Origin of the sequence: Herbidospora sp. NBRC 101105, from assembly GCF_030269205.1 — a bacterium.
Classification (GTDB): Bacteria; Actinomycetota; Actinomycetes; order Streptosporangiales; family Streptosporangiaceae; genus Herbidospora; species Herbidospora solisilvae.
On record NZ_BSSX01000002.1, the window covers coordinates 485,403 to 511,914 of the forward strand.

Below are 26,512 nucleotides of genomic sequence, written 5' to 3' on the forward strand. Positions count from 1 at the left end.
GGCCGGTCCGGGTCGCCGGTCCGGGTCGCCGGTCCGGGTCGCCGGTCCGGGTCGCCGGTCCGGGTCGCCGGTCCGGGTCGCCGGTCCGGGTCGCCGGTCCGGGTCGCCGGTCCGGGTCGCCGGTCCGGGTCGCCGGTCCGGACCGCGAGTTCGGCGCGGTAGGCCGGCGCCTCCACGAGGTCGGCCGCGGTGTCCTGGTCGCGCGCCGGCGCGGCGTCGAGGATGCGGGCCGCCGAGTCACCCATGACCGCCGCGCCGCCGCGATGCCTGGGACATCTCATCCGCGCGGTGTACCCCCCAATCAGCCTCCCGGCGGACGCCCGCGCGGACCCGGGTGCGGGACATTCGGTGGCATAGGAAATCCCGTGCGGACAGGGCGCTCGTCCCTGTCGGCCGGGACACCCGGGGCGGCATCGTGGATATCGCAACGGGGGTTGTGCGCACCGGGATCCGGGGGTTGGGAGAGCTCCGGATCCCGGTCATGCCACGCATGTGACGAAGATCGCAGCAGACACCGGAGATTTTGCTCTACAAGCCGTAGTACTACTTGAGGTAGCACTACGCCCCGTAGAGCATCCGGAGGGGGACCGACCATGGACGCTTTGGACCTGGCACGGTGGCAGTTCGGGGTGACCACCGTCTACCACTTTCTTTTCGTACCGCTGACCATCGGGCTGGGCGTGTTCGTCGCCGGCCTGCAGACCGCCTGGTACCGCACGGGCAAAGAGCACTACCTGACGCTGACGAAGTTCTTCGGCAAGCTGTTTCTGATCAACTTCGCGATGGGTGTGGTCACCGGCATCGTGCAGGAGTTCCAGTTCGGCATGAACTGGAGCGAGTACTCCATCTTCGTCGGCGACGTCTTCGGGGCGCCGCTGGCCCTGGAGGCGCTGCTGGCGTTCTTCCTGGAGTCGACGTTCCTGGGACTGTGGATCTTCGGTTGGGACAAGCTGCCCAAGAAGCTCCACCTGGCCACCATCTGGGCGGCCGTCATCGGTTCGAACCTGTCGGCCTACTTCATCCTGGCCGCGAACGCGTGGATGAAGCACCCGGTCGGCTACGAGGTGGTCGACGGCAAGGCCCGGATGACCGACCTGTGGGCGGTGCTGACCAACTCGACCGCGCTCGCGCAGGTCCCCCACGTGGTGGCCGGGTCGTTCGTGGTGGCGGGCGGGTTCGTGCTCGCGGTGGCCGGATACCGGATCCTGCGGGAGCGCAACGCCACCGGCCTGGTCCCCCGCAGGAAGGACTTCGGCGACGTCACCACGCCGATGCGCCGCGAGGTGGACATGTGGCGGGCGGCGCTGCGCGGCGCGCTGGTGATGACGGCCGTCGCGGGGGCGATCGTCGCGCTGACCGGGGACATGTCGGGACAACTGCTGCACACGCAGCAGCCGATGAAGCTGGCCGCCGCCGAGGGGCTGCGGCACGACACCGCCGGGGCGCCGTTCTCGCCGGTGCCGGGCATCGAGGTCCCCAACATGCTGAGCCTGCTGGCCGCGCACGACCCCAACGCCACCATCCAGGGCATCGACGACATCCAGCAGCGCCTGGTGGCCCAGTTCGGGCCCGGCGACTACGTGCCGAACCTGCCGATCGTCTACCTGTCCTTCCGGGTGATGATCGTGTTCGGCCTGGCCACGGTCGGGCTGGCCTTCCTGGGGCTGTTCCTGACCCGGGGCCGGGGGCGGCGGGCCCGGCCCGTGCCGACCTGGTTCGCGCGGCTGTGCGTGCTGGCGCTGCCGCTGCCGATCGCCGCGATCATCTCCGGGTGGCTGCTGAGCGAGATCGGCCGCCAGCCCTGGACCGTCCAGGGTGAGCTGCTCACCGCTGCGAGCGTCTCGCCCGGGGTGAGCCTGACCGAGGTCGCGATCTCGCTGGGCCTGTTCACCCTCGTGTACGGCGTCCTCGCGGTCGCCGAGGCCGTGCTGCTGATCCGGCACGTCAAGGCGGGCCCCGACGAGCCGATGCCGGCCGTCGTGACCGACGACACCGAACGCCGCGTCCCGACCCTGATGTACTGAGGTGCCCTGACATGACCACGTTCTGGTTCATCGTGATCGCCTTCCTCTGGACCGGCTACTTCGTCCTGGAGGGCTTCGACTTCGGGGTCGGCGCGCTGATGCCGGTCCTGGCCCGCGGCGAGGCCGAGCGCCGCCAGGTGCTGCGCACCATCGGCCCGGTCTGGGACGGCAACGAGGTGTGGCTGATCACCGCGATCGGCGCCATGTTCGCCGCCTTCCCCGCCTGGTACGCCGGGTTCCTCAGCCAGTTCTACCTGGCGGCCGTCATGGTCGTCCTGGGACTGATCGTGCGCGGCGTCGGGCTCGAATGGCGCGGCAAGGTGCGCGCCAAGGAGACCCCGCTGGTCGACGCCGCGATCGTCACCGGCAGCGTGCTGCCCGCCTTCCTGTGGGGGGCGATCTTCGGCAACGTGCTGTTCGGCTCGGCGTTCGCCACCGTCATGGGCGGGCTGCTGTCGCTCGGCCTCGCGCTGGTGCACGGCGCCGTGTTCGTCGCGCTGAAGACCAGGGGCCCGGTCCGGGCCCGCGCCCGGGAGACCGCCTGGGTCGCGGGCGTGGTGCTCGTGCCGGTGGTCGCCTTCGCCCTGTGGCGGCTGGACGCCTGGCCGGCGTACGCCGCGATGGCGGCGTACGCGGCCGGGGTGGCGCTCGTCTGGGCCGGGCGGGAGGGCCTGGCGTTCGCCTGCACGGCGGTCACGATCGCCCTGACCACCGCCGCGACGTTCCTCACGCTGTACCCCGAGCCCCTGCCGGGGCTCACGGTCGAGTCGGCCGCCTCGGCCCCCTACACCCTCACGGTCCTGACGTGGATCGGCCTCATCGCGCTCCCGGGGGTCATCGCCTACCAGGCGTGGACCTACTGGGTGTTCCGCAGGAGGCTGACCGCGCCGGAGGTCCTGCTGGAGTCGCGCAGCGCGTAGAGGTCGGACGGGGAGATCGGCATCCGGTCGATGACGATCTTCTCGGCGTCCTCCACCGCGCCGGCGATGACGGCGGAGACCGGGATGACCCCGGCCTCGCCGGCCCCCTTGATGCCCAGGGGGTTGAGCGGGGACGGGGTCTCCAGGTGGTCGGTCTCGATGCGGGGGATCTCGGTGACGTAGGGCATCAGGAAGTCCATGAACGAGGCGTTGAGGAGCTGGCCGTACTCGTCGTAGGCCATCTTCTCGTAGAGCGCCCCGCCGACGCCCTGGGCGACGCCGCCGTGGATCTGCCCCTCGACCAGCATCGGGTTGATCATCTTGCCGCAGTCGTGGACGACGGCGTACCGGAGGATCCTGATCTCGGCCGTGTCGGGGTCGGTCTCGACGATGGCGGCGTGCATGCCCGACGCGAACGTCGAGCGCACCGGCGAGTAGTAGTCCTTGCCCTCCAGGCCCGGTTCCTGGCCCTCGGCGACCGGGGGCCGGTCCATGCTGCCGCTGGTGGCGAACTGGGTGGCGCGCTTGGCCTCCTCGTCGAAGGCGTACCGCAGCGGGTTGGAGAGCACCGCGACGGTGGCGAGCGGGATCGAGGCGCTGGGCGCGCCCACGACGTGCACCATGCCCTCGGTGATCTCCAGATCGGCCGGGTCGGCCTCCAGCGCGTCGGCGGCGATCCGCAGCGCCTTCTCCTTGACCTTCCGGCACGCCAGGGCGATGGCGTTGCCGCTCATCACGGCGGCCCGCGAGGCGAACGTGCCGACGGCGTAGCCGAACCGCCGGGTGTCGCCCGTGACCACCGACACCTTCTCGATCGGCACGCCGAGCTCGGTCGCGGCGATCTGCGCGAACACCGTCTCGTGCCCCTGCCCCTGTGAGGTGAGGCCGGTGGAGACGTGCACCCGCCCGTCGGAGGTCACCTGGACGTGGCCGCCCTCGTAGGGGCCGACGCCGGTGCCCTCGACGTAACAGCCGACCCCGATGCCGATCCGCCTGCCTTCGGCGGCGGCCTCGGCCTGCATCGCGGGGAAGTCGTCCCAGCCGATCAGGTCCTTCAGCTTCCGCAGCGACGCGGGATAGTCGCCGCTGTCGTAGATCAGCGGGCGGCCGTCCTGGAAGATCATCTGCTGGTCGTAGGGGAACTCGTCGGGCTGGATGAAGTTCGCCGCCCGGACATCGGTGCGGTCCTTGCCGAGGTACTGGGCGATCTTGTCCATCGTGCGCTCCATGCAGAACACGCCCTGCGGGCGCCCGGCCCCCCGATAGGGGGTGACCTGCACGGTGTTGGTGTAGACGGAGAAGAACTCGACTCGGTAGGAGCCGATCTTGTACGGCCCCAGCAGCTGCGTCGAGGTGATGATCGGCACGATGATGCCGTAGGGCGTGTACGCGCCGTGGTCGTGCAGGATCTCGACGTCGAGCCCGAGGACGCGGCCCTCGTCGTCGAACCCCACCTTCACGTGCTGCACCTGCGCGCGCTCGTGCGCCGAGGAGACGAAGTGCTCCCGCCGGTCCTCGGTCCACTTGACCTCGCGGTTCAGCAGCCGGGCCGCCCATGGCACGAGGATCTCCTCCGGCCACGGGTGCACGATCTTCACGCCGAACCCGCCGCCGACGTCGGGCGCGATCACCTCGACCTTCGGCAGCGGCAGCCCGAGCTTGGCCGCGATGGCCATCCGCACGCTGGTGGACGTCTGGGTGGAGCTGTAGACCCGCAGCGAACGGTCGTCGGCGTCCCAGCGGGCGTACACCCCCTTGCCCTCCATCGGCATGCACGCCGACCGCTCGATGTCGAGCCGGAACTCCAGCGTGTGGGGCGCGGCGGCGATGACGTCACGGGCGGCGCGGCCGTCGCGGTGGGCGACCTCCTGCACCATGTGCGCGCCGACGTTGCCCGGCACGTCGTCGTGGACGAGGTTGGGCCCCTCGACGGCGTTCTCCAGCCCGACGACGGGCTTGAGGAACTCGTAGGAGACGTGGATGCGCTCGCAGACGTCCTCGGCGACGTACCGATCGGCCGCGACGACCATGACGATCGGCTCGCCGACGTGCCGCACGACGTCCTTGGCCAGGCAGTAGGCGGTGCGCCCGTGGGTCAGCGCCGGATGGGGGATCAGCAGCGGCAGCGGCTCCCGCACCCCCTCGGGCAGGTCCTCCCACGTGTAGATCGCGACCAGGCCCTCGACGTCGACCGCGTCGTCGACGTCGACGCCGGTGATGCGGGCGTGCGCGTGGGGCGACCGCACGAACGCCACGGCCAGCGCGTCCGCGCCCAGGTCGTCGAGGTAGCGGCCGTTCCCGGCGACCAGCCGGGCGTCCTCCCTGCGGCGGACCGGCTCGCCGAACAGTCGGGTGGTCACGGGCCCTCCTCGGCCATCAGCTCGGCGGCGCGGTGCACCGACTTCACGATGTTCTGGTAACCGGTGCACCGGCACAGGTTGCCCGCCACCGCCTCGACCACCTCGTCGTCGGCCGGCGCGGGGTTCTCCCGCAGGAACGCGGTCACCGTCGTCAGGAACCCGGGCGTGCAGAACCCGCACTGGAGCCCGTGGCACTCGGCGAAGGCCCGCTGCACCGGCGACAACCCGCCGTCCTCGGCCAGCCCCTCGACCGTGGTGACCTCGTGTCCCGACACCGACACCGCGAAGGTCAGGCACGCCCGCACCGGACGGCCGTCGAGCAGCACGGTGCAGGCCCCGCACACCCCGTGCTCACACCCGACGTGGGTGCCGGTCAGCCCGAGGTCGTGCCGGAGGAAGTCGCTGAGCAGCCGCCGCGCGGGCACCCGCGCGTGCCGCGGCACCCCGTTGACGACCAGCGTGACGTCATGCATCGGCGGCCTCCTTCAGCGCGCGCTCGGCCAGCACCCCGGTCAGGTGCCGCCGGTAGTCGGCGGTGGCGTGGATGTCGGCCTCCGGTTCGATCCGTTCTCGTACGAGTTCCGCCGCCCGCGCCCAGTCACCCTGCGCCTCGGTGACGTCCACGACCACGGGCACCGCCCCGACGCTCAGGCAGGCGACCCGGGCGTGATCGGGCCCGACCAGCGCGGCGACCCCGGCCATGGCGTAGTCGCCGTGCCGCCGGGCCACCTCGACGATCGCCGTCCCCCCTGCGGTGGACGGGAAGAAGGCCGACACGGCCAGTTCCCCGGTCCGCAACGACGACTCCATCGGCCCGGTGAAGAACTCCGCGGCCGGGATGTCACGTTCCCCCTCGGGCCCGCGCGCCCGGACCGACCCGCCGAGCAGCGCCAGCACGGCCGGCATCTCGGCGGCGGGGTCGGCGTGCACGATGCTGCCCACCGTGGTCCCACGGTTGCGGACCGCCGGATGGGCCACCAGCCGCAGCGCCCGGCGCACCAGCGGCTGCGCCGCGAAGGCGGCCTCACTGGCCTCGACCTCGGCGTGCCGCGCCAGCGCGCCCACCCGCACTCCCCCGGCCTCGGCGGTGATCTCCCCGAGCCCGGCCACGTGGTTGATGTCGACGAGCTGCCCGGGCGCGGCCAGCCGCATGTTCATGAGCGGGATGAGGCTCTGGCCCCCGGCCAGCACCTTCCCGTCGGCTCCCGCCGCGGCGAGCGCCTCGACGGCCTCAGCCACCGTGGCGGGAGCGTGGTAGACGAACGAAGGAGGCTTCACTTAAACCGTTCTACTCCTGGAAAGGGCTCGGAGCAGGTGGTACCCGCCCAGTACGACCACGGTGCCCAGGGCGATGCCGCCGAGGTCGAAGCCCTCGACGATCTGCATGTTGACCGGGCCGATGGCCAGGATGATGCCCGCGCCGATCGGGACCATGTTGACCGGATCGGCGAAGTCGACCCGGTTCTCGATCCAGATCTTGGCGCCGAGGAGGCCGATCATGCCGTACAGGATCACGGTCACGCCACCGAGCACGCCACCCGGGATCGCGTAGACGAGCGCGCCGAACTTGGGCACCAGGCCCAGGAGGATCGCGATGACGGCGGCGATGTAGTAGGCCAGCGTGGAGTAGACGCGCGTGGCGGCCATGACGCCGATGTTCTCGGCGTAGGTGGTGGTGGGCGAGCCGCCGACGGCCGAGGTGACCACGGTGGCGACGCCGTCGCCGATGATCGCCTTGCCCATGACCGGGTCGACGTCGGTGCCGGTCATCTCGCCGACGGCCTTGACGTGACCGATGTTCTCGGCGATGAGAGCGATGACCGCCGGGAGCACCACGATGATGGCCGAGAGCTTGAAGTCGGGGGCGTGGAAGTTCGGCAGGCCGAACCAGGCGGCCTGTTCCACACCGCCGAAGTTGACCCGGAAGTGGGAGGTGACCTGCCCGGCGCCGTCGGGGGCGGTGATCTGGCCGAAGACCAGGTCGGCCAGCCACGAGAGGACGAAGCCGGCGACGAGGCCGATGAGGATGCCCAGCCGGCCGATGAAGCCGCGGAACAGGGCGATGGTCACGAAGGTGACGAGCATCGTGATGAGGGCGATCCACTGGTCCTGCGGCCAGTAGATGTCGGCGACGACGTAGGCGAGGCCGAAGCCGATGAGCATGACCACCGCGCCGGTCACGACCGGCGGGAAGACGCGGTTGATGATCCCGATGCCGAGGAAGTGGATGACCACGCCGCACAGCGCGAGCACGACGCCCGCCACCAGGATGGCGCCCGTGATCGTGGCCGGGCCGCCGCCGTCGGCGGCGATGGCCGCCGCGCCGCCGACGAACGACGCCGACGTGCCGAGGTAGCTGGGGATCTTCCCGTTCACGATGAGCAGGAAGATGATCGTCGCGACGCCGCTCATCATCACCGCGACGTTGGGGTCGAGCCCCATCACGACGGGGAAGACGAACGTGGCGCCGAACATCGCGATGACGTGCTGGGCGCCGAACCCGATCATGCGCGGCCACGACAACCGCTCGTCGGGTTTGACCACCTCGCCCGGTGCGAGCGTGCCCTTTTCTCCGTGTACCTTCCACCCGAAAGCCATGTGAGCCCCTTCGCAATGGGCCGACACCTGGTGGCCACCCCGCAGGCTTCCCAGCGCGGCAAATCGTTCATCAGCCCTTCTACCAGGGCTGTTGCGGGCACATTAGGCCTGTGATCTCTCTAGCACACGGGCAGCATGTGCCAAACAACCGGCCTCAGATGCCGCGCATGTTGAGGACATGGAGCGCCAGCGTGAGGTTGAGGCGCAGGTGGGCGTCCTCGGTGAAGTTGCCCAGCAGGCGTTCGAGTTTCCCAATAGACGGGCGCTAGATACCCCGCATGTTGAGCACGTGAAGAGCGAGGGTCAGGTTGAGGCGCAGGTGGGCGTCCTCGGTGAAGTTGCCCAGCAGGCGTTCGAGTTTCCCTATGCGGTAGCGCAGGGTGTTGTAGTGGAAGTGCAGGCGGCGGGCGGTCTCGGCCACGTTGAGGTTGGTCTCCAGGAGCACGTGGAGGGTGCGCCGCAGGTCGGCGTTCTCGGCGTCGTCGTCGCCGGCCAGCGCGCCGAGGGTCTCGCGGACGAAGGCGTGCAGTTCGGCGGTGTCGTTGACGAGGGACAGCAGGCGGTAGACGCCGAGCTGGTCGAAGTGGGCGACCGCGCCGTTGCCGTGCAGCTGGCGGCCCACCCGGGCGGCCTTGAGGGCCTGGGCGTAGGCGTCGGCGAGCCCTTCGGCGCCGGAGGCGATGCGGCTCATGCCGGTGGAGAAGGTGCACTCGGCGAAGGCCGACTGGGCGGCGGCGGCGAGCCGGGCGGTGTCGGCCCCGGCGCCGACGATGACGACCACCTCGTGGGAGAACCCGGCGACCGCGCCGCGGGGGTCGTGGCGGCGGACGGCGGCCTGCCAGACGGCCAGCAGCCGGTCCTGGGCGGTGCGCTCGTCGCTCTCGGGGTCGAGTTCGGCGACCATGACGCTGACGGGGCGTTCCAGGTCCCAGCCGAAGGCCTTGGCGCGTTCGGCGATGCGCCCGCCGCCCCGGCCGGTGAGCACGTCGCGCAGGAAGTCGGCGCGGTACTTGCTCTCGACCGCGTTGACGGCCTCCTGCTTGGTGATGACGAGGGCGGCGACGGTGGCGGCCCGCTCCAGGATGCGGATGTCGCTCTCGCGCAGCGTCCCGGCCTGGCTGAAGGCGACGATCCGGCCGTGGTGGTGGCCCCCGGCGACGATCGGCACGACGGCGTAGTGGCCGTCGGCCCGCACCATCGGCTCGGGCTGGTCGCGGCCCGGCCCGCTGATCATGTACGCGTCGCGCAGCATCGCCACCTGCTCCGCGCCTCCGGCGGCGGCCAGGGTGGCGCCCGAGACGTCCATGGCGGCGACCGCGACCTCCAGCAGCCCGGCGACCTCGGCGGTCACCTCGCGCATGCCCCCGCCCGCCAGCACGATCTGGACGAGCCCCCGGTGGGCGTCCTCGGCGCGGGCCAGGATGGCGGCCTGCCGGTTGAGGATGTCGGTCAGCACCTGGTTGAGGATGTCGTCGAACCCAACGTCGTTCGGCAGGATGATCAGCGGGAAGCCCAGCCGGTCGGCCTGCTCGATCATCTCGGCGGGCAGTTCGTCGAGGTATCGGCCCAGCTTGATGGCGAGGGCCGACAACCCGCGTTCGTCAAGATCCGCCACAAGGCGGCCCAGCGACTGGGGAGTGTTCCTGAGCGGGTAACCGGTCGTGAGCAGCAGCTCGTTGGGTTTCACCCACGCCAGGATGTCGGGCACTTCCATGACGTTGAGGCGCTGGACGATGCGGTCGAGCCCGGATTTGCCGGCGATGAGCCGCGCCCCGGCGAGGGTCGAGACTCCCAGGACCTCGCCGACGGCCACCCCGTGGATGATCGTTCCGGTGCTGGCGAGCCGCATGGCGGGTGCAGCGGGATCCGTCGTCATGGTGCGCTCCGGGGGGATTTGAACGTTCTCCGCAAATTGTGCCTGACCGGGCGACTGTCAGGAAGAGCCAAGCATTTGGCCGACTGTTGGCAGATTTCCCCGTACGGACCCCGGGGGTCCCGTTCTAGCGTCCCTTCTAATGGGGGTTCGGATGAGGGAGGACTCGTGGCTGTAGGTACACGCCCTCGAAGCCGCCGCCCGGTGCAGACGGCGCAGCCCGAGGTCACGTACCTTTCCGGGGCCGCCGCCACCAGTCTCCGGCCGCTTCTGGAGGCCCCGCGCCGCCCCGCCCGGGTGCTGGCCGCCTTCCCCTTGGCGGTCTACCTAGAGGTGCGGACCGAGACCGAGCCGCGGGTGCTCGCGCTCGTCACGGGCGAGGCCACCCGCCTGCCCAACGCCGTTGTGCTGACCGGCCCGCTCGACGGCTTCTCGCCCGGTGACGACGCCTGGGTCGGCGACGGGGTCGTCGAGGCCGGCGGCCGGGCCGTCCGGGTCCGCCGCTGGTGGGACCCCGCTCCGCCACTGGGTGCCGTCTCCGGTACGGCCCTCGCCACCGCCCTCCCCGTCCTCCACGACATCTGCGTCTCCTCCCCGAGGCAGCCCGGCCTGGAGAGCGGCGGCGCGTCCGCGTTGCTGTCGGCCGGTTGCCACCGGGGCTCGCTCGTCGACGCGATCACCGCGGCCGAGCAGCTCATGGGCCTGGGGCCGGGCCTCACCCCGAGCGGCGACGACATGCTGGCCGGGCTCCTGGTCACCCTGCGCTCCGTCGGCACGGCGGCCGGGGTCGGCCGGGCCGTGTGGCTGGCCGACTGGCTCGCCGCCGCGGTGACCTTCGACGCCCGCACCCGGACCACACCGATCTCCGCGACGCTGCTGCACTGCGCGGCGCGCGGCGAGGCGGGCCTGGAGACCCTCGCGGTGCTGCGCGGCCTCACCGGCCGCCAGCCGCTGGAACCGGCGGCGCACCGCCTGCTCCGTCTGGGTCACACCTCGGGCGCCGACCTGGCGTGGGGCATCAGGACGGGAGTGTCGGCCGTCCTCGGACTTGGTGAGAGGGACGCTGAGTGAACCTGGTGGAGATCCGTCCCGGGATCTATCACGACTCGGTCAGCCTGATGAGGGTCAGCCAGGCGCTGACCGGCCGCCCGGGTGTCGAGCTGGCGATCGTGGCGATGGCGACGGCCCTGAACGTCGAACTCGCCGTGGACGCGGGCTTCGAGGTCCCGCCCGCGACGTCCGGCGACCTGCTGGTGGCGATCCGGGCGGCGACGGACGCCGACCTCCACGACGCCGCGGCCGACCTGGAGAGACAGTTGTCGGCCCGGACCGAGACGCGCAGCCGGGAGGAGGCCCTCCCCCGCACGATCCGCGCCGCGACGCGCCTGGCCGACCCGTCGGCGGTGGTGCTGGTCAGCGTGCCGGGCGAGCACGCCTTCACCGAGGCGATGGAGGCGGTCGACGGCGGCCACTCCGTGATGATCTTCAGTGACAACGTGCCGGTGGCGCGGGAGGTCGCCCTGAAGGACCTCGCCCGGGAACGGGGCGTCCTGGTCATGGGCCCCGACTGCGGCACCGCGATCGTCGGCGGCGCCGGTCTGGGCTTCGCCAACGTGGTGCGCCCCGGGAAGGTCGGCGTGGTCGCCGCCTCCGGGACGGGCGCGCAGCAGCTCACCGCCCTGCTCGACCTGGCGGGGGTGGGCGTCAGCCACGTGCTCGGCGTCGGCGGGCGCGACCTGGGCGCCGAGGTCGGCGGCCGATCCACGCTTCAGGCCCTGGACGCCCTGAACGCCGACCCGGCGACCGAGCTGATCGTCGTCGTCTCCAAGCCCCCGGACCCCGACGTGGCGGCCCGCCTGGGCGAGGCGATCGCCCGGAGCCCCAAACCGGTGATCACCGCCCTGCTCGGCGAGGGCCAGCCCGACCTGACGACCGCCGCCGAGTCGGTCCTGCGCGCGGTCGGCGCGGCGGTCCCGGTCTGGCCAAGCTGGCCCGGGAACACCGAGCCCGGCGGCGGCCCGCTGCGCGGCCTCTATTCGGGCGGCACCCTCTGCACCGAGGCCCGCCTGATCGCCGGAACTGGCGAGTTCACCGACTTCGGCGACGACGAGTACACGGTGGGCCGCGCCCATCCCATGATCGATCCCGCCCTGCGTTTGGAGGCCCTCGACGCGGTCACCGAGGGCGTCGTGCTCCTCGACGTCGTGCTCGGCCACGGCTCCGACCCCGACCCGGCCGGTTCGTTGTCCGCGGCCATCGCCGCCGCCAAGTCGCGCGGCGTGGCCGTGGTGGTCGCGCTGGTCGGCACGGAGGGCGACCCCCAGAACCTCCAGGCCCAGGCCGCCCGGTTGTTCGAGTCGGGCGCGGAGGTCTACACCTCGAACGCCCAGGCGGCACGCAGAGCCGCGACCTTGGCCGGCGCGAGGCCCACGGAACCCGGCCCCGCCATCCCGCTAGAGACGTCCACCAGGGAAACCGGAACCGGCGAACTCCACGCAGCCGACGCAGCCGACGCAGCCGACGCAAACGCAGGCGAACACGCCGCATCCGACCAAGTCGAACCCCGCCCAGCCGCATCCGGCGCGGCAGGCCCCGGCGGCGGAGCCGAGACGTCCGGAGAGGCGTCAGCCTCTCAGGGCGGGTGGGTGGGTCGTCCTCTGGCCATGCTCTCGGCGGAGCCCTCTGTCATCTCGGTCGGCGCGTCGATCTTGGCCGAGGCCCTCGACCAGCAGGCCGTCGCGCATACGCCCGTCGACTGGCGTCCCCCCGTCCAAGGGGTGGCCGCCGATCTGGCCGCCGTCATGGCCGATCCCCGTCGCAAGGCCGCCAACGAGAAGGCCGTCGCCCGGATGCTGGGCGCGCGGCCGCATCTCGTCGGGGTGAAGCGGGCCGGAGACGTACTGGATCTCCCGAAGGGCACCTTCTTCCACGCCGGGCCGCCCATCGAGTGGGAACGGGCCTCCGGGCCCATGCGGGGCGCGCTCATCGGCGGGATGTTGTTCGAGGGGCTCGCGGCCGACGCCGAGGAGGCCGAGCGCAAGCTCGCGGGCGGCGAGGTCACGCTCGACTCCTGTCACCACCACCGGACCGTCGGGCCCATGGCGGGCGTCGTGTCCCCGTCCATGTGGATGCTGGAGGTGCACGACGCCGAGAACGGCGGCACCGCCTTCTGCTCGCTCAACGAGGGCCTGGGCAAGGTGCTCCGTTACGGCGCCTACGGGCCCGAGGTGATCGAGCGGCTGCGCTGGATGGGCGACGTGCTCGGCCCGGCGCTGGCCGAGGTCATGAAGGTCGTCGGGCCGCTCGATCTGCGCAACCTGGTCGCGCAGGCCCTCCAGATGGGCGACGAGCTGCACAACCGCAACCGCGCCGCGACCTCCCTCATGGTCAGGGAGCTCGCCCCGGCCATCGTGGACGCCGTCCCGAACCAGGCGGCGGAGGTCCTCCGGTTCGTCAACGGCAACGACCACTTCTTCCTCAACGCCGGCATGGCGGCCGCCAAGGTCTCGGCCGACGCGGCGCGGAACGTCGAGGGCTCCTCGATGGTCGTCGCGATGGCCCGCAACGGCACGGACTTCGGCATCCAGGTCTCCGGCCTGGGCGACCGCTGGTTCACCGGCCCGGCGGGCGTGCCCGACGGCCTCTATCTGGGCGCCTACGGCCCCGCCGACGCCAACCCCGACATCGGCGACTCGACCATCACCGAGACGGTCGGCCTGGGCGGCTTCTCCATGGCCGCCGCCCCCGCGATCGTCCGGTTCGTGGGCGGCGACGTCGCGGACGCGGTGGCCGCCACCACGGCCATGTACGAGATCACGCTCGCCGAGCACCCCGTTTACCAGATCCCGGGTCTCGGGTTCCGCGGCACGCCCGCCGGAATCGATGTCACACTGGTCACCCGGACCTCGGTGCTGCCGGTAGTCAATACGGGTATCGCCGGGCGCGTCGCCGGAACGGGGCAGGTGGGAGCGGGTCTGGTGAGTCCTCCGATGGAGGCTTTCACGGCCGCGCTGGCCGCTTTGGCCCGGGTTTAATTCCCTTTGACCCTGGTTTGACCCTAATATCGGTGGCCAACCTCAGAAAATCGCGCGGGTATCTCGCGCGGCCCGGACGAGGAGAATTGGGGACCCCGCCTATGACGACCGATCGCCTGCTCGGTATGGTCCCCGATGGTCAGGGCGGGACCCCCGAGGGGCAGGGCAGGCTCGTCGGCCGCCGCTACCGGCTGCTGTCGCCGGTCGGCCGGGGCGGCATGGGAATGGTGTGGCACGCGCACGACGTGCTGCTCGACCGCGACGTCGCGGTCAAGGAGCTGATCCTCCCCTACGGCCTCGACCAGCAGGGCCGCCAGACCGCCCACACCCGCATGCTGCGCGAGGCCCGTTCGGCCGCGCGGCTGAGCCACCCGGGCATCGTGACCGTCCACGACGTCGTCGAGGAGGACGGCCGCCCGTGGATCGTGATGGAGCTGGTCCGGGCCTGGTCGCTGGAGCAGGCGGTGCGTCAGAGCGGGCCGCTGCCGGTCGTCCAGGCCGCCGAGATCGGGATAAGGGTGCTCGACGCGCTGCGCCACGCGCACGCCGCCGGCATCCTCCACCGCGACGTCAAGCCGGGCAACGTGCTGCTGACGGCCGACCGCGTGGTGCTCACCGACTTCGGCATCGCCGCCATCGAGGGCGACGTCTCGATCACCCACCCGGGCCTGCTGATGGGCTCCCCGGCCTACATCCCGCCGGAGCGGCTCCAGGGCCGCCCGATCACGTTCGCGGCCGACCTGTGGTCGTTCGGCGCCACGCTCTACGCGGCCGTGGAGGGCCGGCCTCCCTACGAGGGGCCCGACGCGGTCGCCGTGCTGGGCGCGGTGCTGACCCAGGAGCCCAACCGGCCCGGCCGCGCGGGCGCGCTGATGCCCGTCATCGAAGGGCTGCTGCGCAAGAACCCGGCCGACCGGCTGCCCGCCGCGCAGGTGTCCGACATGCTGGAACACGTGCTGCGCCAGCACGGCCTCGGCGTGCGCCCGACCGCCCCGCCGCAGACCCCGGCCCAGACGGCGCCCCACAACCAGGCGCCCTCACCAGCGCCGACCCCCGCCGACCAGACCCCGGTCCAGATGCTGCCGCCGCTCGACCCGCCCGCCGGGCCGATGCCCTCGCGCATCATCGAGACCCCGTCGGGCCCGGTCCGGGTGCCCTACGACCCCAACCACCCGTCGGGCGGCTACAGCATGGGCGCCCCCAAGCCCGACCCGCTGAGCAGCCCCACCGGCGACATCACCTCGACCGGCGGCGTGTCGTTCTTCGCGCCGATCACCCCGTCGAAGCCCGGCGGCCCGAGCCGTCCGGTCCCCGCGCCGGGGCAGACCTCGGGCGGCTGGCCGGCGCCCGAGCAGAAGGACCTGCCCGAGTTCGGCGACCTGGGCAAGGAACCGCGCGCCGGAAGGCCCGCCGACACACCGGCCGTCGAGCGCAAGCCCGCCGGGCCGCGCGCCTCGCGCCGCCGCAAGGACCCCGACGACGACCGGGGCGGGCGCAGCAGCCTGCTCGCCGTGGTCGCGGGCATCGCCGTGATCGCGGTCGTGGTGCTGGTGCTGTTGATCATGGTACCGGGTGACAACCCGCCCGCCGACCCGCAGAACCAGCCGGTGGCGACCGGCCCGACGGCCGACGCCGGCGTGCCCGCCGTGCCCGCCTCGCCCGAGGGCGAGCTGCCCGAGGGCTTCCGCAACCACACCGTCGGCAACGTCACCGTCGCGGTCCCCGACACCTGGAAGGTCACCGCCCAGGACGGCGCGGTCGTGCTGACCGGCCCGAAGGACAGCGGCCAGAGCGGCCTGATCGAGGAGATCCCCGCCGGCGGCCTCGACGCGCTGAAGGCGACCGAGGCCAAGGCCTCGTTCGAGGAGTACACCCAGCTCGCGCTGGCCCAGGTCGACTACCGCTGGCCGGCCGCCGAGTGGGAGTACACCCACCGCGACGCGGCGAACGTGACCGTCCACACGGCGGTCCGCTACGTCACGGTCGACGGCCGCTCCTACGCGATCACCTTCACGGCGCCCGACTACGACTGGACCGAGAGCGCCGCCAACGTCCGCGCGACCTTGTGGAACTCCTTCAGCCCGGCATAAATCCGCTTCAGCCGCTGTCATGAGCCATGCCAGACTTCGCTCATGACAGCGATCCCCCTCGCATCCCATCAGAAGGTGCAACGCCGGACACTCGGTGTCCTGTCCGCCGTCCAGATCGTCTCGGGTGTGGGGATCGCGGTCGGCTCCGCGCTGAGCTCCCTGATGGTGTACGAACTCTCCGGCTCCGAGGCGATCAGCGGCCTGGCCGGCACGGCCACCGTCACGGGCGCGGCCCTGATGGCGCTCCCCGCCGCCAGGGCCGCCGACGGCGGCGGCCGCAGGGCGGGCCTGACGCTCGCCCACGGCGTCGCCTTCCTCGGCTGCGTGGCCGCCGTCGCCTCGATCCAGCTCGGGTCGTGGCCGCTGCTGCTGCTCGCGCTCGTCATGGTCGGCACCGGCAGCGCCGGCAACCTCTCCGCCCGGTACGCCGCCACCGACCTCGCCCCGCCCGGCCGGACCGCCCGCCACCTGTCACTCGTCGTCTGGGCGGCCACGATCGGCAGCGTCGCGGGCCCCAACCTGGCCCATCCCGCCGACGCGCTCGGCGTCGACCTGGGCCTCGCCCCTGCCGCCGGGCCGTTCGCGCTGTCGGCCGTCGCGTTCGCGCTCTCCCTGCTCATCGTCAACGGCGGCCTGCGCCCCGACCCCCTGCTGCTCGCCCGGCAGGGCCGTGAGGTGGCGGTGGCCCGGCGGCGGCAGCCGCTGCGGGAGGCCGTCGAGACGATGAAGGCCACCCCGGCGGCCCGGACCGGGCTGCTGACGATCGCGGCCGGGCACACCGCGATGGTGTCGGTGATGTCGATGACGCCCGTCCACCTCGACCACGGGCACGCCGGCATCTCGGTCATCGGGATGGTGCTGAGCCTGCACATCGCCGGGATGTTCATGTTCTCCCCGCTGGTCGGCTGGGCGGCCGACCGCCTGGGCCGGGCCGTGGTCGCCACGGCGGGCATGGGCGTGCTGGTCGCCGCCGGTCTGCTGGCCGCGTTCGGCGGTCACGACGTGCCGGTGATCACGGCGGGCCTGATCCTGCTGGGCCTGGGCTGGTCGTGCTCGCTCGTGGCGGGGTCGGCGATGGTGACCGAGGCGGTCGACCTGGAGCGGCGGCCGGCCGTCCAGGGCCTGTCGGACCTCACCATGAACGTCTGCGGCGCCGTCGGCGCCCTGCTGGCCGGCGCGATCGTGGGCGTGCTCTCCTACCCGGTCCTGGGCCTGATCACCGCGGCCCTGACCGGGCTCACCGGAGTTGTCGTCTGGCGCCGGTCTCACTTGGCGTCGGCGTAGCAGGTCACCGGTATCGCCTCCATGGGGAACCTGACCGGGGTGGCGCCGAACAGCAGCCGGGTGGCCTCCTCCGCGCTCGCCCCGACGGCGGCGGCCACCTCTCCGGCCTGGTCTTGCGGGCAGTGGATCATGACCTCGTCGTGCTGGAAGAACACCAGCCTCGCGGGCTCCCTGAGACGGCCGCGCAGCACTGCCATCAGGGTGAGCGCCCATTCGGCGGCGGTGGCCTGGACGACGAAGTTGCGGGTGAACCGCCCCCGGTCGCGGGCCGCCCTGCCCCCGTCGGGCCCGGAGACGACGGCCCGCCAGCGGTCGGACGGCGGCGGGCTGGTGCGGCCCAGCCACGAGCGCACCACCCGGCCCTCCTCCCCCGCGCGGGCGGCGTCTTCGACGAACGCGTAGGCCTGGGGGAAGCGGTTGCGCATCACGGCCAGCAGTTTGGGGGCGTCGCCGCTGGTGCCGCCGTACATGGCCGACAGCATGGCGATCTTGGCGGCGTCGCGCTGGCCGCCGAACGCCTGGGCCAGCGCGGCGTAGAGGTCGATCTCCCCGGCGGCGCGGGCCAGCCCCCGGTCCCCGGCCATCGCGGCCAGCACCCGCGGTTCGAGCTGGGCGGCGTCGGCGACGACGAGCGTCCACCCCTCGTCGGCCACCACCGCCTTCCGCATCACCTTCGGGATCTGCAGCGCCCCTCCCCCGCTGGTCGCCCACCGGCCGCTGACGACGCCGCCCACGACGTATTCGGCCCGGAAGCGGTCGTCACGCACCCACTGGTCGGCCCACACCCAGCCGTGGAAGCTGAACAGCCGGGCCAGTTCCTTGTACGCCAGCAACGGCGCCACCCCCGGATGGTCGACCTCCTTCAGCACGTGGGAGCGGGTCGACGGCACCGGCACCCCGGCCGCCTTGAACGCCTTGACGATCTGCTGCGGCGAGTCGGGGTTGAGCGGCCGGCCGAACGCCGCCGACACCTGGTCGGCCAGCGCCTGCAGCTTGGCGGGCCGCATGCCGTGGGCGGGACGGGGCCCGAGCAGGTCGGTCAGCAGCGCCTGGTGCACCGACTCGCGCCACGGCATGCCGTCGTGGCCCATCTCGGCCGCGATCAGCCCGCCGGCCGACTCGGCCGCGACCAGCAGCCGGAACCGGCCCGGCTCGGGCAGCGCCGCGATCCGGGCGGCCTGCGCGGCGGCCACCTCTTCGACGAGGGCGGCCCCCGGCTCGGCCGGCGCGGGCTCGGGGTCGAACAGCGACCCCTGGGCGGCCTCGGAGGTCTCGTGGCGGTCGTCGGGCACCGGCAGGCCGTGGAGACGAGCGTGAGCGGCCTCGGCCGACCGTGGCTCGCCGTAGCGGCCCTCGGCGGCCAGCAGCAGGTTCTCGGTCAGCGCGACGTCGTGGCAGCGCGCCACCCGCACGCCCCGGGCCAGCAACCCGGGGTAGATCCGCCGCGTGTCGGCCCACACCCAGCGGGGCGCCTCACGCGCCTCGGCCTGGCCCACCGCCGCGGCGAGGTCGGCCACCGGGCCGCCGGGCCGCAGCTCACCGCTGCCGTCCTTCGCCCCGGAAACCGCAACCTGCACGGTTCCAGCCTGCCAGGCCGCACCGACAGTTCCGTCGTGGCGCCGGAGGGCAGGCGGGAGCCGTAAAGAAAACCGGCAGGAGCGGGACCTCGGCGGCCGTGCGGACCCGCGCCGTCACCGCGCTCAGGCCAGCGGGATGACCACCTCGTCCTCGACGGGCGGTTCGAGCTCCTGGGCCAGGCACCCGGTCGCGGCGAAGCAGCGGATGCGCAGTTCGCCCGGGGAGACCGAGACGTGCAGGAAGCTCTTGAAGAACGGCGGGGTGTCCCAGTCGGTCAGCTCGGAGATCCAGCGGTGGAAGAAGCGGCCCACCGGCAGGTGGAACGGCATCGGCCAGCCGCCGAGGAAGCGGGCCGCCCACTTCATCCGGGTGGTGATCCGCACGGGTGGGGTGTCGCGGACCGGCTCGTTGCCGATCCGCCGCGACATCAGCGCCACGGCCTCCTCGGGCGTCAGGTAGAGCCACTTCATCCGCAGCTTGCGCGAGTAGAGCAGGCTGTAGAACGAGAGCGAGTCGCCGCGCAGCGGGTAGCAGCGGAAGTCGTCCTCGTGGACCTTGTCGACGCGCGGGATGGTGTGGGTGGCGTGCATGAACGCGCCGCCGCCGCCCGACACGAGGTACTGGATCACCCGCCCGTCGACGTCGACCGGGAAACGCTGGTAGTTGTGCACGTCGCCGCCGATCGCCGCGACGTAGTTGCAGGCGGGGTCGCGCACGATCTCGTCGACCGTGCCGCCGCCCTCGATCGGGCAGGGTTTGTAGTCGTTGCGCACGTAGATCGGCTTGCCGGTGATGAGCACCTTGGGCCGGGCGTCGGCCGACGACACGTGGCGCAGCCACTCGCCCTGTTCGCGGTCGAGCGAGCCGGTGATGCCGGTGTCGATGCCGACCACGACGAGTTCGCCCAGGTCGAGTACCCAGTAGGGGGCCGGCTGGCGGGCCTGCTGCGCCGGTCCGCCGCGCAGCTTCCAGGCCTCGGCGAGCGCGGTCTCGTCGATCGCCTCGGGTTTCTTCCAGAGCAGGCCGCGCAGCCCGGCCGGGGAGAGCCGGAAGCCCTCCTTCTCGACCTTGAGCGGCTTGGCGCCGCAGAACACCCGCATGAAGCCGCCGAGGCCGTCGTACCAGTCGTGGTTGCCGGGGATGGCGTAGATGGGGGCGTCGTAGTCCTTGAACGGGCGGAAGAACTTGTCGCAGTAGTCGCTCGCGGCGCCCGTGGGGTAGATCACGTCGCTGGCGATGATCGCGAAGTCGGTCTTGCCGCCCACTTTCAGCAGGCCGGGGATCACGGCGTACTGGGACGCGTCGCCCTCGCCGGTGTCGCCGATGACGAGGAACGAGTACTCGGGGCCCGTCGGGCGGGTCATCCGGAAGTCGGGGTCGGCGCCGTTCTCCCGCATGGAGGCCACCCAGCGGCGGCGGACCTCCGCGGACGGGTCGCCGAACAACCCGGCGAGGATCTCGTTGCGCGACCGCCACAGGGTCTTCGGATGTAACCACGTGAAGGTGGTCTTGTTGGGGCGCAGCGCCTGGAAGGTCCCGATCTCCTGACAGTGCCACCCGGCGCCGTGTTCGGAGACCCGGGAGGAGACCAGCTTCCCGCGCGCGGCCGCAGCCTCGACGCCGATGTCCGCCATACGGTCAATCTTGCTCGGTTTCAGGGGACGAGGACACCGGGGTTGAGAATCCCCATCGGATCGAGACTTTTCTTGATCGCCCGCATGACGCCGACGCCCACGGGACCGATCTCGGCGGCGTAGGCGGCGCGGTGGTCGCGGCCGACGCCGTGGTGGTGCGAGATGGTGCCCCCGGCCAGCCCGATCGCCTCGCTGGCCTTGGCCTTGGCGGCCTCCCAGCGGGCCAGCGGGTCGTCCCCGGCGGCGGTGACGACGGTGAAGTAGAGCGACGCGCCGGTCTCGTAGAGGTGGGAGACGTGGCACATCACGATCACCCGGCCGAGCGCGGCCTCCAGGGCGAGCCTCACGGCCTCGTAGAGCCGGGGCAGGCCCGACCAGTGGGCGGCGGTCTCCAAGGTCTCCACGGTCGCCCCGGCGGCGATGAGCGCGTCGCGCAGGTAGGGGCCGCCGAACCGGCCCTCGGCCCAGCGTTCGGCGGGCTCGGAACCCAGGTGGCCGGCGCCGGGGAACGTCGGCGGCTCGCCCCCTTCCCAGCCGACGACCATCAGGCAGCCCGAACCTCCGCCGATCATGGTCTCGGTCTCGTCGGACAGGCGGAGCACCGCCGGGAGCCGGCGCTCCTGGGCCAGCACGCGCATCGCGTCGCGGCCCGCCGCGAACGACGGGAACCGCCAGGCGTCCCAGTTCCGCCGCGCGGGCAGCCGGCGCACCCGCAGCCGCATCGAGGTGATCACCCCGAACGCGCCCTCGGAGCCCAGGACGACGTGCCGCAGGTCGGGCCCGGCGGCCGAGCGCGGCGCCCGGCCGAGTTCCCAGTCGCCCACCGGCGTGGCCACGGTCAGCCCCTCGACCATGTCGTCGAACCGCCCGTAACCGGCCGAGGCCTGCCCCGACGAGCGGGCGGCGGCGAACCCGCCGAGGGTGGCGTACTCCCACGACTGCGGGAAGTGCCCCAGGGTCAGCCCGCGCGCGTTGAGCAGCTCCTCGGCCTGCGGCCCGCGCAGCCCCGGCTGGAGCTCGGCCAGCATCGACTCCTCGTCGACCGACACCAGCCGGTCGAGCCGCCGCACGTCGAGCGCGACCACCCCGGCGAAGCCCTCGCGGAGCGGGGTGACGCCGCCGACGACGGACGTCCCGCCGCCGAACGGCACCACCGCGACCCTCTCGGCGGAGCAGACCCGCAGCACCTCGGAGACCTCGTGGTGGGAGCCCGGCAGCACGACGGCGTCGGGGGCGTCGGACCCGTCCCCCATCCGCATCCTCAGCAGGTCGGGCGTGGATTTGCCCCTCGTGTGGCGAATGCGGGCATCGGCATCGGTACGCACGCTCTGCGCGCCTACGATGGACCGCAGCGAGGCAAGCACGAAGGGTGACAGATCGGCTTCGGGGAGCCGGACGTCGCCGAACCCCGCCGGTTCGCCGGTGGGCGGCGTGACGCCCAGCGCCTCCGCGAGCAGCTCCAGCACGTCAGGAGCGAGCTTGGTCGCCCTGCCGGGGTCACCCCAGCCCGACCAGAGCATGGGCTGCACGGGGGTACGCGGAGTCTCCACAGGATGCCGGCCTCTCGATAGGTTACCCAAGGGTAATGCCCGTCCCGATCAAGGAACCGCATGGAGTCTTCCCTCAACGCGGCCCGCCGCGCCCGCGATCTCGACGACGCCCGCGACGAGGTCGCCGACCTCCTCGTCGTGGGCCTGGGCGCCACCGGAGCGGGCGTGGCGCTCGACGCCGCCGCCCGCGGGTTGTCGGTGGTCGCGATCGACGCTCACGACCTGGCCTTCGGGACCTCTCGCTGGAGTTCCAAGCTCATCCACGGGGGGCTGCGCTACCTCGCGTCCGGCCAGATCGGGCTGGCCAGGGAGAGCGCCGCCGAACGCCACGTGCTGATCCGGCACACCGCGCCCCACCTGGTCAAGGCGCAGCCCTACCTGCTGCCGCTGACCCCGGCCGTGCCGGCGGCCACGGCCCGCAAGCTGATGACCGGCTACCGGCTCGGCGACGTGCTGCGGGCCGCCGCGGGCACGCCGCGGAAGCTGATCCCGGGCCCGGCGCGGCTGGGCGCGGCCGAGGCGCTCGACCTGGTCCCGGCGCTGGCCGCCGACGGGCTGCGGGGCGCGCTGCGGTCCTACGACGGCCGGGTGGTCGACGACGCGCGCCTCGTGGTGGCGCTGGCCCGGACGGCCGCCGGGCACGGCGCGCGGGTGCTGACCCGCTGCCGGGCGCTCGGCCTGGCCGGCGACGGCGCCGAGGTGCGCGACGAGTTGTCGGGTGACACGTTCACGATCAGGGCCGAAGCGGTCGTGAACGCCACGGGGGTGTGGGCGGGCGGGCTCGCTCCGGAGATCACGCTGCGGCCCTCGCGCGGCACCCACCTGGTGCTCCGGGAGGGGGTGCTGGGGCCGCTGCAGGCGGGGCTGCACGTGCCGATGCCGGGTGAGTTGAGCCGGTTCCTGCTGGTGCTGCCGCAGAGCGACGGCCACGTCCTGGTGGGGCTGACCGACGAGCCGGTCGAGGGGCCGGTGCCCGACGTGCCCGACGTGCCGGAGGGCGACGTGGAGTTCCTGCTGGCCACGCTCAACGGCGTGCTGGACGTGCCGGTCACCCGTGACCAGGTCGCCGGCGCCTACGCCGGGCTGCGCCCGCTCCTCGACACCGGGACCGGCCGCACCGCCGACCTGTCGCGCCGCCACGCGGTGCTGAGGGGGAAGGACGGGGTCGTGACCGTCGTCGGCGGCAAGCTCACCACCTACCGCCGCATGGCCGAGGACGCGGTCGACGCCGCCTGCCCGCAGGCCCGGCGCAGCACGACCGCGCGGCTGCCGCTGGTCGGCGCCACGACGCGCGGGGTCAGGGCGCCGTGGCGGCTGATCGAGCGCTACGGCTCGGAGGCCGAGGACATCGCCGCCCTCATCGCCTCGAACCGGGCGCTCGGCGCGAAGGTGCTCCCGGGCCAGCCGACCACCTGGGCCGAGCTGGTCTGGGCGGTCCGCCACGAGGGCGCGCTCGACGCGGACGACCTGCTCGACCGCCGTACCAGGATCGGGCTGGTGCCGGAAGACCGCGAGGCGGCGCTCACGGTCGCGAGGCACGTTCTGTCACTTCAGCCCTGAGCGTTTGACACCATCGTCTAAGGTTAGGATTACCTAACCGGAGCTGATCACGAGGACGGATCGGGCACATGAGCAAGGGTTGCGACCACGCCGCGGGCCTGCACACCGGCGACGCGCCGGTGCTCGCCAGCGCCACGGTCGGCGCCCGCCGCTGGCTGCTCATCGAGCACAACGGCCCATGGGCCGCGTACCTGCCCGAATGCCGCCTGCCCGAGAGCGTGCTGGCCCTCATCGATCGCGCCACCGCCCTCGGCATCCGTTCGCAGCTGATCCGCCGTCCCGACCGTGAGACCACTCCGGGGCCGCGTGCGCTGCACGTTTTCGTCGGATCGTCCACCGGGAACGACCCCTGGCTGGCAGAGGCCTGGCTCGACCACCCCGACGATCTTGACCTGGGCGCACTTGTGGACGGAGCGCTTCCGGAGTCCTGCATACTTGTCAGTGAGCCGGTATTTCTGGTCTGCACGCACGCCAAGCGCAACGCGTGCTGCGCCCGCTTTGGTCTCCCGATCGCGAGATCACTATCCCGGAACCACCCCGGGAATGTGTGGGAAACCACACATGTCGGCGGCGATCGATACGCCGCCAACCTCGTGTGCTTGCCACACGGGCTTTACTACGGCAGCATGTCTGAGGCTGCCGCGATCGCGGCGGCACACGCCTACCGTGACGGCAAGATCGTTCTTGACCGTTTCCGGGGGCGCGCGGGTCTCCCTGAGCCATCGCAAGCCGCCGAGCATTTTGTCCGGTCACACACGGGCGAGCTCTCGGTCGGCGGAGTGGCCGTGGAATCCTCCCGGTCGGAAGGTGACTCCACCGTGTGCGTTGTGCAAACCAACGCGCGTGGTGGAACGTCCCGTTTTCGGGTAGTGGTCGAGCCTTCGGTGTTCGCGGCACCGTGCGGTCTCGCCTGCGCCGAAGAGATCACGACCTACAGGTTGGCCGAGCTCACGCAGCTCACCCCGGCTTTGACCTGAGGCTTCGCAAGAAGCCGGGAACACCACGGACGCTCCTCGCGTTGCAAAAGAGGACACCATAAGCGTCCAATGCGGCACAAACACTGAAATACCTCTTCTCACCAAAGGTGGTTTCTCATGTCTCAGGTACGTCGGCAGCTCGCCCGCCCCCGCCCCAGTTGGGGTTGGCAGGATGATGCCGCGTGCCGGGGAGAGGACCTTGTGCTGTTCTTCGGCCCTGACGGGGAGCGCCAGCCTGAGCGCGACATCCGCGAGCGGAAGGCGAAGGCGATCTGCGCCGGTTGCCCGGTCCGCGCGGAGTGTCTTGACTACGCGCTTTCCCGCCCTGAGAAGTACGGCACCTGGGGTGGCCTGAACGAGGACGAGCGCGCCTCCGAGCGTCGCCGTCGGATGCGGCGCGCCGCGAGCGCCGGCATCAGCGCCGTCGCCTAGCACCACCCTCCCCGGCGAAGCGAGACACGGACGGCCCCAAGCCGTCCGCGGCTCGTGCGGTGAACCTGCCTTAGGCATTCGCCAGATCTCCCTAGTTGTGACCCGCTGGGATGTTCCGCACACCGATGCGGCGGCGGAACACCCAGTAGGTCCACGACTGGTACACCAGCACCAGCGGCAGGAACACGACCGCGGCCCATGTCATGATCTGCACGATCTTCGACGTGGACGCGGCGTTTTCTATGTTCAGACCGTTCTCCGAACCGGCCGTCGACGGCGGCACCTCGGGATGGAGCGCCGCGAACAGGCTGATCACGGCCGCCCCGATCGCGGCGGCCGACCCGAGGAACGCCCAGCCCTCCCGGCCGAAGAAGTCGGCCACCATCCCCGCGCCCCACGCGCCGATCGCGACCGCCGCGAGCAGAACGCCGGCGATCGGCCCTTCCGCGGCCTGTGCCCAGGTCAGGAAGGCGACGACCAGAACCGCCGCGACCACCCCGCTTTTCTCCGCCGCGCCCTTCGCCTTCCGGCGGATCCTCCCCCGCGTTTTCAGCGCCGGGAATACCGCGCCGTGCGTGACGAAAAGGGCCAGCGTCGTCAATCCGCCGAGTAGTGCGAACGGGTTCAGCAGATCCCAGAACGTGCCGGCGAATTCGCGATTCTCAACCAGGGCGATTCCGCGCACGATGGCGCCGAAAACCACGCCCCACAGGAAAGCGGGCACCAGCGAACCCCAGGAAAGGCAGCGGTCCCCGTTGCGCCGCCACCGCCTGCCGTGGCGTTTGCCCCGGTATACGAAGGCCACCCCGCGCACGACCAGCGCCGGCAGGATCAGCAGCGGCAGGGTCCGGACCCAGGCCTTCTCCAGGACGGCGACCGGGAAGTGGGAGAGGGTGGTGACGGCGAACTGCCACCGAGCCAGGTCCACGACGTCCACACCGTCACCGTAAGTGACCTTTGGTCACACGGAGCGGAGGCACGCCCGGGTTTCGTCGTCGGTGAGCTGCTCGAACCGTTCGTACCAGCCTCCGACGGAACCGAACGCCTCGGGCGCCATGACCGCGACGACCTCGTCGGCCTCGCTTTCGAGCGATCTGACCGCGGCGGCGGCGCCGACCGGCACGGCCAGGGTGACGTGGCGCGGGCGCTTCGCCCGCACCGCCCGCAGGGCCGCACGGGCCGTGCCGCCGGTGGCCAGGCCGTCGTCGACCACGATCACGTCGCGGCCGCGCAGGTCGGGGGGTGGACGGCCCTCACGGTAGACGCCGACCCGGCGGGCCAGTTCGGCGCGTTCGGCCGCCACGACGCCGGCCAGGTCGTGCTCGTCGTAGCCGGTCCGGCGCAACATCGTGTGGTCGAAGACCGGTTCGCCGCCCTCGGCGATGGCGCCCAGGCCCAGCTCGGGCTGGAGGGGGTGGCCGAGCTTGCGGGTCACCAGGACGTCGAGCGGCACGCCGAGCGCCTGGGCGACCACGGCGCCGACGGCCACCCCGCCGCGCGGCAGGGCGAGCACGATGTCGGCGGGCGTGCCCGCCAGCGCCTCCGCGAGGAGCGCGCCGGCGGTCGCCCGGTCCGGAAAGCTGTGCACCTTTCCGGTC

At 72.2% G+C, this 26,512-nt stretch carries 20 protein-coding genes; 9 read left to right on the top strand and 11 right to left on the bottom strand.

Annotated features, from left to right (window positions below):
* On the bottom strand, window positions 1–281 hold a 281-nt coding region (locus tag QSK34_RS11085), incomplete at its 3' end, for a hypothetical protein (protein ID WP_285582853.1).
* Window positions 282–593: 312 nt separating this feature from the next.
* On the opposite strand from QSK34_RS11085, the gene QSK34_RS11090 reads away from it, so the two are divergent.
* Entirely contained in the window at window positions 594–2,024 is a 1,431-nt protein-coding gene (locus QSK34_RS11090) for a cytochrome ubiquinol oxidase subunit I (protein ID WP_285582854.1), read from the top strand.
* Window positions 2,025–2,035: 11 nt separating this feature from the next.
* Window positions 2,036–2,944, top strand: coding sequence for a cytochrome d ubiquinol oxidase subunit II (cydB, locus tag QSK34_RS11095; protein ID WP_285582856.1), 909 nt, complete (start codon window positions 2,036–2,038; stop codon window positions 2,942–2,944).
* Here the strand turns inward: cydB and cutA are convergent.
* The 5 genes from cutA to QSK34_RS11120 form a co-directional block, all read right to left on the bottom strand.
* Entirely contained in the window at window positions 2,881–5,304 is a 2,424-nt protein-coding gene (gene cutA, locus QSK34_RS11100) for an aerobic carbon-monoxide dehydrogenase large subunit (RefSeq protein WP_285582858.1), read from the bottom strand. The genes cydB and cutA overlap by 64 nt on opposite strands.
* Window positions 5,301–5,777: a (2Fe-2S)-binding protein gene (locus QSK34_RS11105; protein WP_285582860.1), complete on the bottom strand. Its 477-nt coding sequence runs from the start codon at window positions 5,775–5,777 to the stop codon at window positions 5,301–5,303. The genes cutA and QSK34_RS11105 overlap by 4 nt, the downstream gene beginning before the upstream one ends.
* Window positions 5,770–6,582, bottom strand: coding sequence for an FAD binding domain-containing protein (locus tag QSK34_RS11110; RefSeq protein WP_285582861.1), 813 nt, complete (start codon window positions 6,580–6,582; stop codon window positions 5,770–5,772). Before QSK34_RS11110 ends, QSK34_RS11105 begins: the two co-directional genes overlap by 8 nt.
* Entirely contained in the window at window positions 6,583–7,902 is a 1,320-nt protein-coding gene (locus QSK34_RS11115; protein ID WP_161479123.1) for a uracil-xanthine permease family protein, read from the bottom strand.
* A 265-nt stretch (window positions 7,903–8,167) separates the two neighbouring features.
* Window positions 8,168–9,778, bottom strand: coding sequence for a PucR family transcriptional regulator (locus QSK34_RS11120; protein ID WP_161479122.1), 1,611 nt, complete (start codon window positions 9,776–9,778; stop codon window positions 8,168–8,170).
* A 165-nt stretch (window positions 9,779–9,943) separates the two neighbouring features.
* Here QSK34_RS11120 and QSK34_RS11125 point away from each other — a divergent pair, with 165 nt between their 5' ends.
* From QSK34_RS11125 to QSK34_RS11140, 4 genes are all read left to right on the top strand, one after another.
* Window positions 9,944–10,846, top strand: a complete 903-nt coding sequence (locus QSK34_RS11125; protein WP_161479121.1) for an oxamate carbamoyltransferase subunit AllH family protein — start codon at window positions 9,944–9,946, stop codon at window positions 10,844–10,846.
* Window positions 10,843–13,809, top strand: a complete 2,967-nt coding sequence (locus QSK34_RS11130) for a bifunctional FdrA/YlbE family protein (protein WP_285582865.1) — start codon at window positions 10,843–10,845, stop codon at window positions 13,807–13,809. Before QSK34_RS11125 ends, QSK34_RS11130 begins: the two co-directional genes overlap by 4 nt.
* Before the next feature lie 101 nt (window positions 13,810–13,910).
* Window positions 13,911–15,899 carry a serine/threonine-protein kinase gene (locus QSK34_RS11135; protein WP_285582867.1) on the top strand — a complete coding sequence of 663 codons (1,989 nt, stop codon included), beginning with the start codon at window positions 13,911–13,913 and terminating at the stop codon, window positions 15,897–15,899.
* 42 nt (window positions 15,900–15,941) lie between these two features.
* Window positions 15,942–17,183, top strand: a complete 1,242-nt coding sequence (locus tag QSK34_RS11140) for an MFS transporter (RefSeq protein ID WP_285582869.1) — start codon at window positions 15,942–15,944, stop codon at window positions 17,181–17,183.
* Here the strand turns inward: QSK34_RS11140 and QSK34_RS11145 are convergent.
* The 3 genes from QSK34_RS11145 to QSK34_RS11155 all read right to left on the bottom strand — a co-directional run bounded on the left by QSK34_RS11145 (window position 17,165) and on the right by QSK34_RS11155 (window position 21,915).
* A complete protein-coding gene (locus tag QSK34_RS11145) occupies window positions 17,165–18,760 on the bottom strand; it encodes a bifunctional 3'-5' exonuclease/DNA polymerase (protein ID WP_285582871.1) in 1,596 nt (531 codons plus the stop codon). The genes QSK34_RS11140 and QSK34_RS11145 overlap by 19 nt on opposite strands.
* A gap of 123 nt (window positions 18,761–18,883) precedes the next feature.
* Window positions 18,884–20,395, bottom strand: a complete 1,512-nt coding sequence (locus tag QSK34_RS11150) for a metallophosphoesterase family protein (RefSeq protein WP_285582873.1) — start codon at window positions 20,393–20,395, stop codon at window positions 18,884–18,886.
* A gap of 20 nt (window positions 20,396–20,415) precedes the next feature.
* Window positions 20,416–21,915, bottom strand: a complete 1,500-nt coding sequence (locus tag QSK34_RS11155; protein WP_285583982.1) for an FAD-binding oxidoreductase — start codon at window positions 21,913–21,915, stop codon at window positions 20,416–20,418.
* A 90-nt stretch (window positions 21,916–22,005) separates the two neighbouring features.
* Here QSK34_RS11155 and QSK34_RS11160 point away from each other — a divergent pair, with 90 nt between their 5' ends.
* The 3 genes from QSK34_RS11160 (at window position 22,006) to QSK34_RS11170 (ending at window position 24,914) form a co-directional block, all read left to right on the top strand.
* A complete protein-coding gene (locus QSK34_RS11160) occupies window positions 22,006–23,505 on the top strand; it encodes a glycerol-3-phosphate dehydrogenase/oxidase (RefSeq protein WP_285582875.1) in 1,500 nt (499 codons plus the stop codon).
* 68 nt (window positions 23,506–23,573) lie between these two features.
* The gene (locus tag QSK34_RS11165; protein WP_285582877.1) at window positions 23,574–24,482 is read left to right on the top strand and encodes a ferredoxin family protein; all 909 of its coding nucleotides are present in this window, start codon (window positions 23,574–23,576) and stop codon (window positions 24,480–24,482) included.
* Between the two features lie 117 nt (window positions 24,483–24,599).
* Window positions 24,600–24,914, top strand: a complete 315-nt coding sequence (locus tag QSK34_RS11170) for a WhiB family transcriptional regulator (RefSeq protein WP_081898622.1) — start codon at window positions 24,600–24,602, stop codon at window positions 24,912–24,914.
* Window positions 24,915–25,005: 91 nt separating this feature from the next.
* Here the strand turns inward: QSK34_RS11170 and QSK34_RS11175 are convergent, their stop codons facing one another.
* Together QSK34_RS11175 and QSK34_RS11180 are read right to left on the bottom strand one after the other, a co-directional pair.
* On the bottom strand, window positions 25,006–25,851 hold the full coding sequence (locus QSK34_RS11175; protein ID WP_285582880.1) for a cytochrome d ubiquinol oxidase subunit II: 846 nt from the start codon (window positions 25,849–25,851) through the stop codon (window positions 25,006–25,008).
* Between the two features lie 24 nt (window positions 25,852–25,875).
* Entirely contained in the window at window positions 25,876–26,502 is a 627-nt protein-coding gene (locus QSK34_RS11180; protein WP_285582882.1) for a phosphoribosyltransferase, read from the bottom strand.
* Window positions 26,503–26,512: the final 10 nt, after the last annotated feature.